Origin of the sequence: Pseudomonas sp. TH43, from assembly GCF_016650635.1 — a bacterium.
GTDB lineage: Bacteria > Pseudomonadota > Gammaproteobacteria > Pseudomonadales > Pseudomonadaceae > Aquipseudomonas.
This window is the reverse complement of the sequence record NZ_JAEKFI010000004.1, coordinates 2,438,770-2,454,963: the sequence shown is the minus strand read 5'-3', so window position 1 is coordinate 2,454,963 and position 16,194 is coordinate 2,438,770. Positions and strand designations below refer to the sequence as shown.

The 16,194-nt window shown below is 60.4% G+C and carries 13 protein-coding genes; 3 read left to right on the top strand and 10 right to left on the bottom strand.

Annotated elements, in window-relative coordinates:
- Positions 1 to 2 precede the first annotated feature (2 nt).
- From JFT81_RS27390 to JFT81_RS27380, 3 genes are all read left to right on the top strand, one after another.
- Positions 3 to 857: a MaoC/PaaZ C-terminal domain-containing protein gene (locus JFT81_RS27390; protein ID WP_201230515.1), complete on the top strand. Its 855-nt coding sequence runs from the start codon at positions 3 to 5 to the stop codon at positions 855 to 857.
- A gap of 1,183 nt (positions 858 to 2,040) precedes the next feature.
- On the top strand, positions 2,041 to 3,612 hold the full coding sequence (locus tag JFT81_RS27385; protein WP_201230513.1) for a collagen-like triple helix repeat-containing protein: 1,572 nt from the start codon (positions 2,041 to 2,043) through the stop codon (positions 3,610 to 3,612).
- Positions 3,613 to 3,745: 133 nt separating this feature from the next.
- A complete protein-coding gene (locus tag JFT81_RS27380; protein WP_201230510.1) occupies positions 3,746 to 5,416 on the top strand; it encodes a ShlB/FhaC/HecB family hemolysin secretion/activation protein in 1,671 nt (556 codons plus the stop codon).
- A 93-nt stretch (positions 5,417 to 5,509) separates the two neighbouring features.
- Here the strand turns inward: JFT81_RS27380 and JFT81_RS27375 are convergent, their stop codons facing one another.
- The 10 genes from JFT81_RS27375 to JFT81_RS27330 all read right to left on the bottom strand — a co-directional run bounded on the left by JFT81_RS27375 (position 5,510) and on the right by JFT81_RS27330 (position 16,189).
- A complete protein-coding gene (locus tag JFT81_RS27375) occupies positions 5,510 to 7,888 on the bottom strand; it encodes an autotransporter outer membrane beta-barrel domain-containing protein (RefSeq protein WP_201230508.1) in 2,379 nt (792 codons plus the stop codon).
- Positions 7,889 to 8,083: 195 nt separating this feature from the next.
- Entirely contained in the window at positions 8,084 to 8,446 is a 363-nt protein-coding gene (locus JFT81_RS27370; RefSeq protein WP_201230506.1) for a DUF6124 family protein, read from the bottom strand.
- Positions 8,447 to 9,063: 617 nt separating this feature from the next.
- Positions 9,064 to 9,309, bottom strand: a complete 246-nt coding sequence (locus JFT81_RS27365) for a hypothetical protein (protein WP_201230504.1) — start codon at positions 9,307 to 9,309, stop codon at positions 9,064 to 9,066.
- A gap of 408 nt (positions 9,310 to 9,717) precedes the next feature.
- On the bottom strand, positions 9,718 to 9,993 hold the full coding sequence (locus JFT81_RS27360; RefSeq protein WP_201230654.1) for a DUF3613 domain-containing protein: 276 nt from the start codon (positions 9,991 to 9,993) through the stop codon (positions 9,718 to 9,720).
- A gap of 11 nt (positions 9,994 to 10,004) precedes the next feature.
- A complete protein-coding gene (locus tag JFT81_RS27355) occupies positions 10,005 to 10,694 on the bottom strand; it encodes a tetratricopeptide repeat protein (protein WP_201230502.1) in 690 nt (229 codons plus the stop codon).
- Positions 10,695 to 10,704: 10 nt separating this feature from the next.
- Positions 10,705 to 11,595: a type II secretion system F family protein gene (locus JFT81_RS27350; RefSeq protein WP_201200292.1), complete on the bottom strand. Its 891-nt coding sequence runs from the start codon at positions 11,593 to 11,595 to the stop codon at positions 10,705 to 10,707.
- The gene (locus tag JFT81_RS27345; protein WP_201230500.1) at positions 11,592 to 12,476 is read right to left on the bottom strand and encodes a type II secretion system F family protein; all 885 of its coding nucleotides are present in this window, start codon (positions 12,474 to 12,476) and stop codon (positions 11,592 to 11,594) included. The genes JFT81_RS27350 and JFT81_RS27345 overlap by 4 nt, the downstream gene beginning before the upstream one ends.
- Positions 12,477 to 12,486: 10 nt before the next feature.
- Positions 12,487 to 13,758, bottom strand: a complete 1,272-nt coding sequence (locus tag JFT81_RS27340; RefSeq protein WP_201230498.1) for a CpaF family protein — start codon at positions 13,756 to 13,758, stop codon at positions 12,487 to 12,489.
- A complete protein-coding gene (locus JFT81_RS27335; protein WP_201230496.1) occupies positions 13,755 to 14,945 on the bottom strand; it encodes a pilus assembly protein in 1,191 nt (396 codons plus the stop codon). Before JFT81_RS27335 ends, JFT81_RS27340 begins: the two co-directional genes overlap by 4 nt.
- A complete protein-coding gene (locus JFT81_RS27330; protein ID WP_201230494.1) occupies positions 14,942 to 16,189 on the bottom strand; it encodes a type II and III secretion system protein family protein in 1,248 nt (415 codons plus the stop codon). Before JFT81_RS27330 ends, JFT81_RS27335 begins: the two co-directional genes overlap by 4 nt.
- Between the last annotated feature and the right edge of the window lie 5 nt (positions 16,190 to 16,194).

Below are 16,194 nucleotides of genomic sequence, written 5' to 3'. Positions count from 1 at the left end.
GCATGAGCATCGAATGGCACACGCTGGATCGCGAACCGAGCCTGCCCGGTCTGTATGTACGGGCAGCCACGCGACGCAAAATCACTGGCACGCAACTGCCTGACAGCGGTTTGCGCTGCTGGGTCGATGTCGATGGCAAACGCCTGGCGGCCTACCGCAAGGTCTGTGGATTTGCCGACGACGGTCTGCTGCCGCCGACTTATCCGCATATCCTCGCCTTCGCCTTGCAAATGCAATTACTCACCGCCAAGGATTTTCCCTTCCCGTTACTGGGGCTGATTCATCTGAGCAACCGCATCCGTGTCTTGCGGCCGATGGGCGCAATCAGTCGGGCGCAAGTCAGCGTGCGCGTGCACAACCTGCAGCCGCATCCGAAGGGCGCGACGTTTGACGTGCTGACCACCCTGGACGATCAACTCGGGCCATTGTGGGAAGCCGAAAGCCAGATGCTCTGTCGCGGGGTCAAGCTTGAGGGTGAACCCGTCGAGCAGACGTGGGAGCCCACGCCAGCGCTGACGGAAGTGGCGCACTGGAAAGCCCCGGCGGACATTGGTCGGCAATACGCCAAGGTGTCGGGGGACTACAACCCGATCCACTTGAGCGCGGCGAGTGCCAGGTTGTTCGGCTTTCCCACGGCAATTGCCCATGGGTTGTGGAACAAGGCGCGTACTTTGGCGGCACTGGCCGATCACTTGCCCAAGGCCAACATCGAGATCGCCGTGCACTTTCGCAAACCCGTGCGGTTGCCGAGCGAGGTGACCTTGCTGGCGAGTGCGGCGGGGTCCAGTGGCGAACTGCGCCTGATCGGCGCGAATGATCTGGAACACATGGTCGGGCAGTGGCAGCCGATCGGCTGAACCATCCCAGGCCACAGGGAGCGTGGCGAGGGGATTTATCCCCGTTCGGCGGCGCAGCCGTCGTAAGACCGGTGAACTCGATCTATCTGAACGCTTGAGATCCTGGGGCTGCTGCGCAACCCAACGGGGATAAATCCCCTCACCACAGGGGGGCGAGTTGGGTCAAAAAGCCACGGCAGGCCTGTTAATTGTGTGTACATCTTAAGTTTTTTCCACCCTCTTGCCCCGCAGATGCATGCCAGGCCATAGGAAGATTCCGTGGCGAGGGGATTTATCCCCGTTCGGCGGCGCAGCCGTCGTAAGACCGGTGAACTCGATCTATCTGAACGCTTGAGATCCTTGGGGATGCTGCGCAATCCAACGGGGATAAATCCCCTCACCACAGGGGGGTTGAGTTGGGTCAAAAAGCCACGGCAGGCCTGTTAATTGTGTGTACATCACTTAAGTTTTTTCCGCCCTCTTGCCCCGCAGACGCATACCAGGCCAAAGGAAGATTCCGTGGCGAGGGGATTTATCCCCGTTCGGCGGCGCAGCCGTCGTAAAACCGGTGAACTCGATCTATCTGAAACGCCTGAGATCCTGGGGCTGCTGCGCAACCCAACGGGGATAAATCCCCTCGCCACAAGGGAGCTGAGTTGGGTCGAAAAGCCGCGGCAGGCCTGTTAATTGTGTGTATATCACTTAAGTTTTTTCCGCCCTCTTGCCCCGCAGACGCATACCAGGCCATAGGAAGATTCCGTGGCGAGGGGATTTATCCCCGTTCGGCGGCGCAGCCGTCGTAAGACCGGTGAACTCGATCTATCTGAACGCTTGAGATCCTGAGGGCTGCTGCGCAACCCAACGGGGATAAATCCCCTCACCACAGGGGGGTTGAGTTGGGTCAAAAAGCCACGGCAGGCCTGTTAATTGTGTGTATATCACTTAAGTTTTTTCCGCCCTCTTTCCACGCAGTTGAAAACGCCTAGCCTTGATTTTCAAGGCTTTTTTTTGCGCCTCTATTACCTGGGTATTAGTCCTTAGGCGCTGCTTTGCGCCTTATATATAAAGGCGTTAATACCAACTTGAGAATGGTCGGAAACGCACCCTCGACTGAGATTAGAGCCACGGACGAGGCATTGCCGGCGACAGATCGGCAAGCCATCGAAGGCAACGAACGTTGTGACAGGTGCAAGGAATCTCGATCATGAAAACTCAAGACGTGTGGTGCAAATCAGCAATCGCTTTGGCATTGATTCTCTCCCTCGGCCTCGCCGGTTGCAGCAGCGGCGGTGGCGGCCATCACAGCAGCTCCGGCAGTTCCTCGCCTACCAGTGGCACAAGCGGCACTGGTGGCACGGGCGGTAGTGGCGGCACAGGTGATACCGCGGGTACAGGCGGAACCGGCGGCACGGGTGGTACTGGTGGTACTGGCACAACCGATCCGACCAATCCGACGAACCCTACAAATCCAACCGACCCAACCAACCCGACGAATCCAACCAATCCGACCACCACACCGTTGGTGACCACTACCCTGGTGCAGGATGTCGGTAAAACCGTCGCCGGCGTCGGTGATGGCGTCGGCCAGATTGGCGACTCGCTGAGCACTGTTCCTGTGGTCGGTGGCGTGGTGCAAAGCGCGGCCAACACCGCCGGCAACGTGGTCACGACTCTTGGCGATGGTGTCGCCAATGGCATCGGCAAACTGTCAACCGATCCTAAAGGCCTGACCACCACAGTTGCCTCGGTTGGCGGCGTGGTCACGGATGTCGGCAATGGCGTGACTGACCTCAGTGGCAAACTGGTCACCGCCACCAACAGCGTTCCGGTGGTCGGCGGTGTGATTACCAAAGTGGCGCCATTGCTCGACGGTGTCGGCGCGAAAGTCACCATGCTCGGCAATACCCTCGACACCACCCTGACCAATGGCCCGACCAGCCAACTGACGGATAAAGTCGGCGCCGGTTTGGTGCCGGTGATCGCCATGGTTGAAAGCACCACCGACAAGATCGGCGATGCGACCGGGCTGGGTGATCCGCTCAAAGGAGTGATTTCGAAAGTCGGCGGTGCCGTCAACGGCCTGGGTGACAAGGTCACCGACGCTGGCAATGGTAATGCCGTGACCAACACGCTGGGCGGCGCCTTGAGCAATACCGGGACGGCGGTCGGCAAGGCTGGCGGTCTGGTGTCCAACAGCAGCGGCTCCGGCACTGGCGGTGGTCTGGGTGGTGGTCTGGGCGGCGGCCTCGGTGGGACTGGTCTGCTGCAAACCGTCGGCGGCGCGGTGGTCAATGTCGGCGCCGGTCTGAACGCCGGCAACACCAACGGCGTCGTCAGTGCTGGTGGCGTCACTGCAGTCGGACTGGGCAACACCGTCGCCTCGCTCAACACCGTGCTGGGCGGCTCGGGCTCACCGATTACCGCAACGACCTCGCCACTGGCCACCGTTGGCGCCACCTTGGGCGCAGGCTTGAACCCGGTCACCAGCGCGGTCACCAACGTCACGCAACAAGTCGGCGCAGCCACAGGTTTAGGCTCGCCAGTCGCCGGACTCACCGGCCAGATCGGCGGCGCGGTCAGCGGTATCGGCAACAGCATTGCCGCCACCAACAACCCGGTGACCACGGCAGTCGGTGGTCTGGTCAACAACGTCGGCGGCACCGTTGCAGCGGTCGGCGGTCTGGTCAACGGCGGTGCCAGCGGGGGCACCACCGGTGGCGGTCTGGGCGGCGTACTCGGTGGGTTGACCGGCGCTCTGGGAGGCAACAAACGCTAAATTGCACCTGGCCGATTCGACGGCCTCACCTACAGCGCCTACGCTTGGTTGAGGGCGGAAGATTCCCACGAGTCTTCCGCTTTTTTCTTAGGAAAAAACAGCCTTGAGCTGCGATCTGACCATGGAGTGTCCTATGCGCGTTATGGCGTCCCTGTTGTTCCTCAGTCTCAGTTCCGCTGCCCTCGCCGACACCCTGCCCAGCTTTCTCAATAGCAACGAAACCATTCGCAACCTGCCCGTGCCCAACTTGCCGGCCGATGCCTATCGCCCGAGCGCCGCGCCGGTGCAAGTGCCGGATGCCGGTGCGACCGCCGCGCAGCCATTGATGATGAGCACCAAGGTCAACCTGAAAACCGTGCAGATCGAAGGCGGCACCCTCTATCCGCTGACCGAACTCGCCGAGAATTACAAAGGCCTTATCGGCCGGCAAACCAGCCTCGCCGACCTGATCGAAGCCACGCGCAACATCACTCGTCGCTATCAGCAGGACGGTTACCTGCTGTCCTACGCGTTCCTGCCGCAACAGAGTTTTGATGACGGTGTAGCACGCGTGGTGCTGGTGGAAGGCTATGTCCGCGATATCCAGATGCAGGGCGACGTCGGCCGGGTCAAAGACCTGATCGACAAACTGGCCGCGAAAATTCAGGCCGAACGGCCGCTGACGCGCAAGACCTTCGAGCGTTACACCACGCTGATGACGCGCATTCCCGGCGTGACCATTCAGGCGCAGGTGCCGCCACCGGGCACTACCGACGGCGCGACCACGCTGGTGGCCGAAGCCAGCCGCAAGCCGTTCACCAGCTCGCTGAGCACCACTGAAGACAACCGCAACGGTACGCAGGCTCTGCTCGGAGTCAGTAGCAATTCGCAGACTTCGATGGGCGAGCAATTGTCCCTCAGCGGCCTCTTCCCACCGGGTGACGACAAAGAGCATTACTACCGTGTGGACTACAACCAGTTCCTCAACGCCGAAGGCGCGCAACTCGCCCTGTCTGCCTCACGCTACCGCGCCGATCCGGGCACCAACGTACAGCTCGACAACGGCCTGGAACTCAAACCGCATCGCGAGAATGATCGTTACTCGGTCGGTTTCACTTTCCCGCTGATCGCCGCCTCCAACGAGTTGTTGACCGCCGGTTCGCGGTTATATGCGGTCAACGACAAAACCCGCTACAACGTTGTCGGCTACCCGCTGAGCGTCGAAGAACGCACCGACATCCGCGCCCTCGCCTTCGAAAGTGACTGGCGCAAGGCTGATGCGCGGCAGCTGCGAATCCTCAGCGGCGGTGTCTATCAAGGCCTCGACAGCATGGGCGCGAAGACCAACAACAGCGCCATCGACCTGAACTTCTTCCGCGTGCGCCTTTCCGGAGTGCAGAGCGACAAGTTCTTCGACAATTGGCAAGGCGTGCTTTCGGCGGCGCTGTACTGGAGCGACGACACCTTGCCCGACAGCGAACGCGCGGTGTTCGGCGGGCAGAATTTCGGCCGTGGTTATCCCGACGATCAGGCGTCCGGCGACAAAGGCTGGGGGGTGGCGTACGAGGTCAACTACAGCTTCAACCGCGACGGCAATTGGGTGCGGATTCTGCAACCGTATGTGGTGCTCGATCGCTCGCGCAGCTGGTTCAATCAACTGCCGGTGCAAGCCAACAGTCTGTCGTCGGCGGCGATCGGTTTACGATTCGGCGATGCCAAGTACTACAACATTGCGCTGGAGGCGGCGAAGGCAATGTCCGACGAAGCACTGGACACCTTCAACCGCCGACCGCGTTACAGCATCAGCTTCAGCTACCAACTGTAATCAACTGTAGGAGCTGCCGCAGGCTGCGATCTGTTGATCTTGTTTTTACGATCAACATAAAAAGATCGCAGCCTTTGCCGGCGCCTGCAGGAGTCAGAATGCGTAGCGCACTTTCGCGGTGAAGCCGTCGGAGTCGAAACCGCTGGCGGTCACGTAATTGTACGAACCGCCGACACTCCAGGCGCCCATCCGGTAGTTGGCACCCAGCCCCAGTTCATAACTGTCACGTACCGGTGTGGTGCCACGGCTGGTGAACGAATCACCACCCAACACAAACGATGATGTGGTGCCGACCTTGTCGCCGATGAAGTCATGCCACGCCATGACCTTCGCCTCAGGTTCAAGACTGCCGGTGCCGATCGCGAACGCGGCGGCCAGACGCGCGCCCACGCCCATTTCACCCACTTCGTAACGCTGGCTGCCGACATTCAACGAGGCCGAACTGCCCTTCTCGTGATACGCGTCCATGCCCACGTTGGCGTAACGTGCGCCGACTTGCGGCTCCAACACGACATCAGGCATCAGGCGCAGGCTGTAACCGGCCAATGCACTCACACCGAACACGTCACTGTCGTAGTCACCCTTGGCGCGAGTACCGGCGATATAGCGTTTGGACTCGTTATCGTTCCAGCCGACCATCAACGACGAATCGACAAACCAGTTGTCGTGCACCCAATTGCTGTACACGGTCAGCGCGTGCCCGGTCACTTTGGTTTTGCTGCCAAGGTCGGATTTCACATCGCTGTCGAGGTAGCTGTACGCCAGACCCAACGTCGTGTCGGCGTTCAACTGGCCGTCGGCACCCACCGCGATGCCGTGGCTGTCGGCGTCGTAACCGGCAACGCCACGGCGCGCGTCCTGGTTGGCATCGCTGCTCAAGGCTTGCAGCCAGACGCCCTTTTCGCTCGAGCCGGCGGCTGCGCGGGCACGACTGGAGCGATCATTGATCACCCCCGAAACCAGCGTCTGGCTGTTGGTGGTGGCGTGAAGCACCCCACGGCTGACGTCCGGGCTGAGTGCCTCGGACAACCGCGCCAGCTCGGCATCGGTGCTGGCATTGGCGAACGCCTGAAACACCGGGTCCTGCTCATCGATACGTGACATCACACTGGCAAGACGCCCCACCGCGGTTGCCGCGTTACGACTGCCGCCCGCGGCCAGCGTGTTGACCGCCAGGGTTTCATCCGACTTGGTGGTCACCACGCTGGTGATGTCATTGCCTTCGACACCGAAGCTTTTCACGTCCAGCAGCGCCGAGCTGGAACTGACCGTCAGGTTGCTGCCACCGACCAGATTGCCCGAGCTGATCAAGGTGTAACGCGTGCCACCGGGAGTGACGCGGAAGTCGCTGGAGCGAGCCAGCAAACGCAACTGCCCGCCTGGCGCGATCTCGGTAGTCCCGGTGACTTTCAAAACCGGCAGCGCCGGATTGGTGTCATTGCCCAGGTACAGCTCCAGCACCGAATTGGCTTCTTCCATGTCGAAGTCGCCGATGATCGTGGTGTGCGGTCGTACCAGGGTCAGCGTGCCTTCTTCGATGGTGACGTAACCTGACTTGATCGTCGAACCATCGAACGTTGCGTCGCCGTCGACCCGCACGCCGGCCAGCCCGAGCAGATCACCCTTGACCGTACCGCCGAAGAAGTCGAAATACGTTTGCCCATCATCAACCTGGATCGCCGCCGAACCGCCCTCGATCGAGCCGCTCAGCTGATAAATTCTGAACAGGTTGTTGCCTGCTGTCTGGTCACTGATGTGAATGCCGATGGACTCACCGGAAATCGTGCCGCTGTTGGCCAGCAAACTGCTGGAGGTGAATTTCACCCCTTCCAGCGTCAGCGCCTCGGCATTGCTACCGCTGGCGCGAATCACACCACTGTTGTTAAGCGGATTTTTAAGCGTGGCACCGTCGAGAAACACCCCAAGCGCCTCTGCCCCGCTGGCACTGATAGTGCCCTCATTGCTGAACCCGCCCAACGTGGTATGCACCAGCATGACGCCGCTGGCGCGCTCGCCACTGACATCGATACTGCCGGTGTTGGAAAGAGTGCCACCGATCGTACTGCCAATGTCGCCAATGCCGGTGGAGTCACCCGAACCGGTCAAGCCGTGAACCGAGATCGAACCGTCGTTGATCAGACTATTGGTGATTTTGCTCGGCACTGCGCCAGAAGAGCCGAGGCTGATACCGACACCGTGATTGGCGCCATCGATGCGGATATTACCGTTGTTGCGTAACTGGTCAGCGGTCAGCCCCGCGAACTGAGCCGCGTAAGTAAAGGTCGACGGCGCCCCGGCAGCGATGGTGCCGTTGCCGTTCAAATCGACCAGCCCCCAGGTCTGCAGGTTACTGTTCAGCGGCCCGCCGCTGAGATCGTAATTCAGGTCGGCGCCCACAGCGATCGAGGCGTGCAGCGTGGCAGCAGCGATGGACAGCGCCAACAACGAGTGGCGCAAACATGAGGTATTCAAACGAGATTCCCTTCCGAAAACTTGAAAAGTTTCAGCAGGGTTCACATTTACTCAGGCATCCCTACCGACCCCACCAGAAGGCCTGGTTGGAGTGCGGGGAATGTACAATAGCCATCATTTCGACACCATCAAAATGTCAAAATGATGGCGTCAATTTGACCAGCGGCATCAATGCACAAAGCAATCGACACAAGCTCAGGTTTGCGGATCAATACGGCCCAGTGCCCGGCTCACTGCAAGTTCAGCCAGCATCACAATCTGCTGGATCGCCAGCGCGGTGTTGCGCTGCGAGCGACTGAGCTGGTCTGCAAAATCGCTCGCCATTACATTGGCCGAGGCCAGGGATTCACAGGCGTGGGCGAGCAACGTTTCGGTGTCGATGTTTGGCTGCACGAGAAACATCGTGCTGGGCTGGTAGGGTTTTGAAGGTGGCGGGCAAAGATAGAAGTCGAGGCCGCGCTTGATCGCTTCGCGGTTTTTGACTTGATCGTCGATGCGGATGGCGTCCTCGAGCGGGGAGCTGGATTCGGGGGGAGGGTCGCGAATTAGCTTGTCCATAAAAAACTCCTACTTGGCTGTGGGAGCCAGCTCTTGTCGTTTCCACACGACAAAAGGTGGCAGCTATACGCAGGGTGGAAATACCGATAAGTAGGCAACCGGCCAGACCGAAGTCTGCCCACGCACAGCCGCCGCGACACAGTTCGCACACGAAAGAAGTCGCCGACAACGATTACGGTGGTGGTGCTATGCATCTACTTAAATTTCAGGTTTCCACACCTGGTCGCTGAGTATTCAGCGACAACCCAAGCCTAGAGAGCGCACCGACGGACAACCTGAAAACCTTGTGGGAAGGTTCCGTGGATTTGAAACACGTTTAAACAAACGCAAACAATGAAACCGGCGACGGCTCCTGCATTGGGAGAGGTGCATTCAGTTAGAGAATGGTCGGCTGTCATGCCGCCATCGCTGGCAAGCCAGCTCCCACAGGGATCGCATCTGCTTCTCACCACTCAACACTATGAGCGCAAGCTCGGGTGAAGATCTTGCTCTTGCTCTTGATCCACCGGCGACGTCGGAACGAAGGAACCCTGAGCAGCCGTGACCGCAGCAACGGATATGTACTCAGCGCCCCCCCAAAAAAGACAAGATCAAAAGATCGCAGCCTGCGGCAGCTCCTACATTGGGACGGTGCATTCAGTTGGGGATTGATTGGCTGTCAGGCCGTCTTCGCGAGCAAGCTCAGCTCCTACAAGAGCAAGAGCAAGAGCAAGAGCAAGAGCAAGAGCAAGAGCAAGAGCAAGAGCAAGAGCAAGAGCAAGAGCAAGAGCAAGAGCAAGAGCAAGAGCAAGAGCGAAAGCCAAAACCAAAGCCAAAGCCAAAACCAAAACCAAAACCAAAGCCAAAGCCAAAGCCAAAGCCAAACTCGCTGTGCTCTTCACCACTCAACAGGATGAGCGTTAGCTCGGCTGCAGCTCTTGATCTTGACCCATGAGCGACGTCGGAAGGCTGAGTGGAGGGGTTGATCCGGGGGGAGGCGCGCAGCGCCGTTCGACGAAGTCGAACACATCGAGAGGAGGTGCAGCGCAGCAAACCGGAGGCGATGCCCCCGGATCAATCCCGCAGCGAAGGAACCCCGAGCCCCAGCGAGCGGGCCGCACGTAGGAGCAAGCCTTTTTGGTTACTTTTTCGGCGTCTGGAAAAAGTGACCCGCCGTAAGGGCGGAACCCTGAGCAGCCGTTACCGCAGCAACGGATATGTACTCAGTCGAACCAAAATCAAAAGATCAAAAGATCAAAAGATCGCAGCCTTCGGCAGCTCCTACAGAGGCATCAGCCGCCCCCCGAACCGCTGTCAACTTTCCCCCCCTGCTGCTGATCGAAAAACTGCGGAATCTCATGCTGATAACTTTTCAGCCACCGTTGCATGGCCAACTCGCGCTCGGTCGGAGTGACCGTCTGCAGCGTCGGCGAGGCCACCTTGTTACGCGCCTGCAACTGCAACCAGCCCTCGGTTTCCTGCTGCTGAGCCGAAGCCGGGCCCGCATCAATGGCATGACTGGTCAACGGCAAGACCAGCAGTCCAAGACAGACAAGGATGGCTTTCATCATCGCTCTCCTCATTTGAGCATCGCCGTAACCGCAACAGCAGAGCGGTTCGGCAGTTTGAGTTTTTCCGCGCGGCCCTGCGCCTCACTGAACTGCGCAGGACTCAAACCGAGGCGGCTGACCAGTTCAGCGGCACGGCTCCAGTCGTCCTGATACAACAGCAACGTCACCAGATTCAGCGCCGCCAATTGATCACTCTGCTTGAGCTCCATAGCGGTGAGAAATTCGAAGCGCGCGTCGTCGATGCGCAACTGATTGAGGTAAACCACACCAAGATCATTGCGGATTTTTTCGTCAGTGGGCGCCAGACGCGCGGCGCGTTGCAAATGCGCCTGCGCCTGACCGTAGTCGGATTTGGCCGCGGCGAGCTGCCCCAGACCGTGTTCAGCCTGCGCCGCCAGACACGTGCCGAGCAAACTGCGATACAACGGCTCGGCCTCACTGCGACCGAGCAAGCGATAAACCTTGGCCTTGCGCAGCCGCACATCGGCGAGGTTATCCGGCAGGCTTTGCAGATTGGCGAGGCTGGCGTGCAGTTTGCCGTCATTGGCCATGTCATCGGCCAGGTTCAGCGACAGTTGTTGGTCGGAGCTCAACTTGCCACAACTGGCGGAATTCGTCAGCGCATCCCAAGGCGTTTGCCCGGTGTTGGCACAACCGCCGAGCAGCAGAAAACAGGCACCTGCAATCATTGCTTTCATCACGATCCCTCTAGGCTCCCAGCGCCTTCGCCAGGGCGGTGAAGCCCGGGCCGGCCAGGACAATCAATAACGCCGGGAAGAGAAACAGCATCATCACGACGGACATTTTTGCGGACATCTTGGAGATGTATTCCTGCAGGCGCGTCAGGCGCCGGTCATCGAGCAGTTGCTTGAGTGCCAGCAGCGACTTCATCGCCCCGCCGCCCTGGTACAACAACTGCTGGAGAATCACGCAGGTGTCGGTGAACTCGTCGACGCTGAGCAACTGCGTGGCTTTGTTGAGTTCTTCGCCCAGCTCAAGGCCGGAGTCGACGCGGCTCAATATCAGGCGCAACTCGTAGGTCAGCACCGGCAACAACGCCTGACCTTCTTGACTCAGTACGCGCAGCGCCTGCTCCACCGCCATGCCGGATTCGAAGAGGATGCGCAGCAGCGGAATGAACGTGCCGATCTCGCCGGCCAGTTGTTTTTGCCGGCGCGCCACGGCAATCACCAGCAGGCGTTTGGGCAACAGATAACCGACGCCGAGGGCGAACAACGGTGCGATCCAGTGCTTTTCCACGGTGGGGAAAAACACCGATTGCAGCAGCACCGTCAGCGCCAGCAACAGCAGCGGTGAACCGATCTGGCAAGCCGCGAACAACGAACGCTGACGAGCACTGCGCCAACCAAGACGGTTGAGCAGCGACTGGGTTTCGTTGTCGAGTTTGACGCTGTGCTGGCCGACCTTGCTGTCGCCGAGTATTTGCAGCAAGTTGCCGAAGCGATTTTCGCGAAGCAGGTCACCTTCCAGTCGGCGGTTGATCTGGCGCGCGCGGCGACGCTGCTCCACTAGGCCGGCAAGCAGTAACAGTGCGGCACCGAGCAACAACAAGGCGCTGATCATCAAGGGCATGGTCATAGGCTGCGCAACATCCGCCAGAGCAACAGACTGCCGATCACCTGCATGCCGAACGCCGTGGCCAGCATTCGCTGCCCGGACGGGTCGTGCCACATGGCGACCAGATAAATCGGATTGGCCATCAGGAAATACCCGGCCATGACAATCGGCAGCAAACCCAGCACCCAGGCGGTGAGGCGAGTTTCGCCGGTCATGGCGCGCAACTGGCGCGACGCCTGATCACGCTCGCGGATCATCTTGATGAGGTTTTCCAGCAGCTCGCTGGCGTTGCCGCCGTAGCGGTGATTGACCTTGAGGCCGAGGGCGAACAGGCGAAACTCATCACGTTCGTATAACTCCGCCAAGTCCGACGCGGCGTCGGGCAGGCTCACGCCTAACTGCACGTTGCGCTGTACCCGGCCCATGGCATTTTTCAGCGGATCTTCGCTGGCCTCGATGCCGCCTAACACCGCATCGGCGAGGGTGCGCCCGGACTTCAAACTGCGCACAGTGTGGTCAAGCAGTTGCGGCAGTTGCTCGATCATCCGTCGCAAGCGCCGTTGGTAACGCCAACTGATGTACAACCGCACGGCCACGGGCGGCAACACCAGCATCACCAGTGCGCCGATCCAGCCGGCGAGCGCCAGACTAAACACGATGACGAACATCCAAAGCAAGATCCATGCACCCAGACGCTCGGTCGGACGGCCCAGGCCTGCACGCAAGAATGCACGTTCGAGACCCGCCCAGCCGGATTTCGGCGAGGGGTCCTGTGGCTGTCCCTCATTCAATCTTTCCAACACCCGAATGGCACCGTTCATACGCCATGCTTTGTAGAACAAACGCATGGATTGCCCGAGCAAAGCCAGACTGAGCAAGTACAACAGCAACGGTTTGAGCATGCCGTGGCCCTCAGTGCGCAAGCGTCGGTTCGCGGCGCAACTTGTCGCCGGCCGGATTCACCGCCTCCCGCAGGAAGCCGAAGCCTGTACGCCGATCAAGGCGAAACAGCGTGTTGGTGACGTAGACGTCATCACGCACGCCCACCACTTCCACCACTTCGCTGACGCAGCGTCGACCGTCAGGCATGCGTGTCAGCTGAATCACCACATCCAGCGCAGCGCAGATCATCTGGCGCAGCGTGCGTTCGGCGATGGTGCGGCCGGTCAGGCCAACCAGGGTTTCCAGACGCAACAAGGCGTCCTGCGCGTTGTTGGCGTGCACGGTGCTCATCGATCCGTCGTGGCCAGTGTTCATTGCGGTCAACACATCGACCACTTCAACGCCGCGAATCTCACCGAGGATGATCCGGTCGGGGCGCATGCGCAGGGCGTTGCGGATCAGGTCGCTGGCCTTCACTTCGCCGTGGCCCTCGGCATTCGGCGGGCGGGTTTCCAGGCGTACAACGTGCGGGTGGCCGAGTTGCAATTCGGCGACGTCTTCGATGGTCACCAAGCGTTCATGGGGGTTGATCAACTGGCTGAGGATGTTCAACAGCGTGGTCTTGCCGGTGCCGGTGCCGCCGCTGATGAGAATGTTGCAGCGCTTGCTCACCGCCTCTTCAATGAAGTCATAGATCGCCTGATCGATGGTTTGCATCGCCATCAGGTCGGTGCTCTTGAGCATGTCCTTGCGAAATTTTCGGATCGACAGGCACGGCCCGTCGAGGGCGATCGGCGGGATGATCGCGTTGACCCGGCTGCCATCGGGCAGACGCGCATCGACCATCGGCGAAGACTCGTCGAGGCGCCGCCCGAGGGGCGCAAGGATGCGTTGCATGACCCGTTCAACGTGGTGCGCATCGATAAAACGCAAGTCACTCAAGTGCAGCACGCCATCGCGTTCGATGAACACCCGGTGCGGGCCGTTGACCAGAATTTCGGTGACGGCGCTGTCGCGCAGCAACACCTCCAATGGGCCGAAACCGGTCAGCTCGTCGACGATTTCTTCGGCCAGCCGCTCCATTTCATAACGCGAAATCGCCAGGTGCAAGCGTGCGATGTATTCCGCGACCTTGTCGATGACAAATTGCGCGAGCACCTGCCGCGAACCTTCCAGCAGGTTTTTCCCCGACTCTTCGATGGCGTCGATGATGTAGCGGTGCAGTACCAGTTTCAGGCCATCGTGATCGGTGTTGCCGGGCGCGGAGCGCTGCGGGCCGCCGAACAGCTGCTCAATGCTCATGAAGTGCCTCGCAAGCGGTTGAACCAGTTGGCCTTGGGTTTGGCCAGACCCTCGGAGCGTTTCGCCAGGCGTTCGCCGAGGGTGCGCAGGCTTTGGCTGATGGGTTCGCGCGGGGCCAGTTCGAACAGGCTGACGCCCTGATTTTTAGCGTTGAGGCGGATCTCCGGACTGAACGCCAATACCGCGATCACTTCCAGGCCGAAGGTCTTGCCCAAGGTGTCGGAATCCGGCGCGACGTTGCGCAAATAGCGGTCGACCAGCAGCCGCCCATGATCGAGTTTCATGCCTTTTTCGCGCCACAGATTGAGCACGGCAAGGTTGCGCCGGCAGTCAAGCACGTTCTGGTCGGTGTACCACAACAGCTTGTCGCAATGGCTGACAAAGGTGCGCAGCGCTTCGCTGTCGGGCTGACCGGTGAGGTTCACGACGATGTGCTGAAAGTGTTGGCGCAGAGCACTGAGCAGCATGTACAACTCGGCGGCGCTGGTGCGCTCCAGCGGCTCGTCGGAGCCGGCGTAAGCAAGAATGCGCAACCCCGCTTCGGCGCTGGTGAAGGCGCTGTCGATCAGGGTCGTATCGAGCCGCCGCAAGTGGCGCAACGCGTCACCGAAATGGAATGAGCTCTCCAGGCCGAGCAAGGCCAGGCTATCCCCGCGTGGCAAGCCCAAGTCGAGCAACAAGGTTTGCTGGCCGCTCTTCTGTACCACCAGTGCCATGTGGTTGGCCAACAGCGCGCCGTCGGCGTTGCTTTGCACACCGTAGAGCACGGTCAACCCGCCGAGCTGAGTGTTCGGCGTCACCGCTGGCAAGCGCTTGCTCAAGCGCCGCACCAGCCCGGCGACCTCGCTGGAGCGTGAGCCGTAAGCGACGAAATCCCGCGCGCCGGCACGCATCGCATTCAGCACCAGTTGATTGTCCATGCCGTCACCGAGGGCGACGATGGCGAGCATCGGTTTGGCTTCGAGCACGCCTTCGATCAACGCGCTCTGCGCCACCAGATGATCGCGATCAAGCCCGACGAACACCAGGTTGGCGAAGGTCACGTCGACCAGCGCGAGCAACTCGTCAAGGCTGCCGCCACCGGCGCTGACCACTTGGCCGAGCGGCGCCAGCGCACCCTGCAACCACTCCAGATCAGTGTCGTTGCGGGTGATGGCAAGGAAGGTCTGACTCAGGCTCTGGCTCATTGCGATAACCCGCTGCGTTTATCGAAGTTGCCGTTTTCGAGGAAGTACAGGCGATACCAGTTAGGGTCGTAGTTGCGCAGTTTTTCACCCGGCAGCGAAGGCAATGGCGCGTTGACGGCCAGCGGCTGCACCAGGTGCGGGGTGACGATCATCAGCAATTCGCGCTCTTCGCGATTGATTGACGAGTTGCGGAAAAACGCGCCGAGCACCGGGATGTCGCCAAGCCCGGGAAACTTGTTTACCTGGGAAGCGTTTTGCGTGCTGATCAAACCGCTGATCACGAAGCTCTCGCCATCGGCCAGCGAGATGCTGGTATCGGTGCGGCGGATGGTGAACGCCGGCACGGTGGTGCCACCGATGGTCACACCGTTGTTGTAGTCCAGCTCGCTGACTTCCGGCGCGACCTTGAGGGCAATGCGGTCACGGCCGACGACGGTCGGTGTCAGGGTCAGGCGGATGCCGAATTCCTTGTATTCGATGGAGTAGCTGTTGCTGTTGGCGCTGGGCACCGGGATCGGAATCTCACCGCCGGCAAGGAAGCTTGCGCTCTGCCCGCTCAACGCCACCAGACTCGGCCGCGCCAGGGTGTAGGCGAAACCGCTGCCTTCCAGCGCGTTGACGATGCCGAGGAACTTACTGCTGCCACCACCCCAGACGATGTTGAACACGTCATTGGCCAGCGGAATGCTCGGCGCTACGCTCGGCACCAAACCGGGCCTGACACCGCTGCCTGGCACCGTGCCCGGCGCGCCGAACAGAAAGTTGTTCGAGCCCTTGCCGTAAATCGAGGTGCCGGCCTCTTTGAGTTTGGTGCGGCTGACTTCGACAAAGCGAATATCAGTCTGCACTTGCGAAGGCAGAGTCGGGTCATCAGTCGCCGGCAACGAGACCGTCATCGCCGCACTGGCTTTGCCCTGCACGAACACCATGCTTTGCCGCGGCGCGCTGGCGCACGCCGTCCAGATCATCAGCGTGGTCGCACCAGGCGCGACGCCGGTGAGTAATACGCCTTGATCGCCGGTCACGCGCACATCGGCAATTTTCGGATCGCCCACCGCCACGCGGGTGATCGCCACCGACGATTGCAGCGCTTGTTGCAGGCCTTCGCCGACTTCCAGTGTCGCCGGTAACGGGCCGAGCGCGGCACAGTTGCCGACAGCGGCGACGGCGCTGCCAATGGAGGCAACGCTCAGCAGCGAGGCCCGGAGCAAGCCGTTGAACAGGGGCGTGAAGCATTTGCGCATGTAAA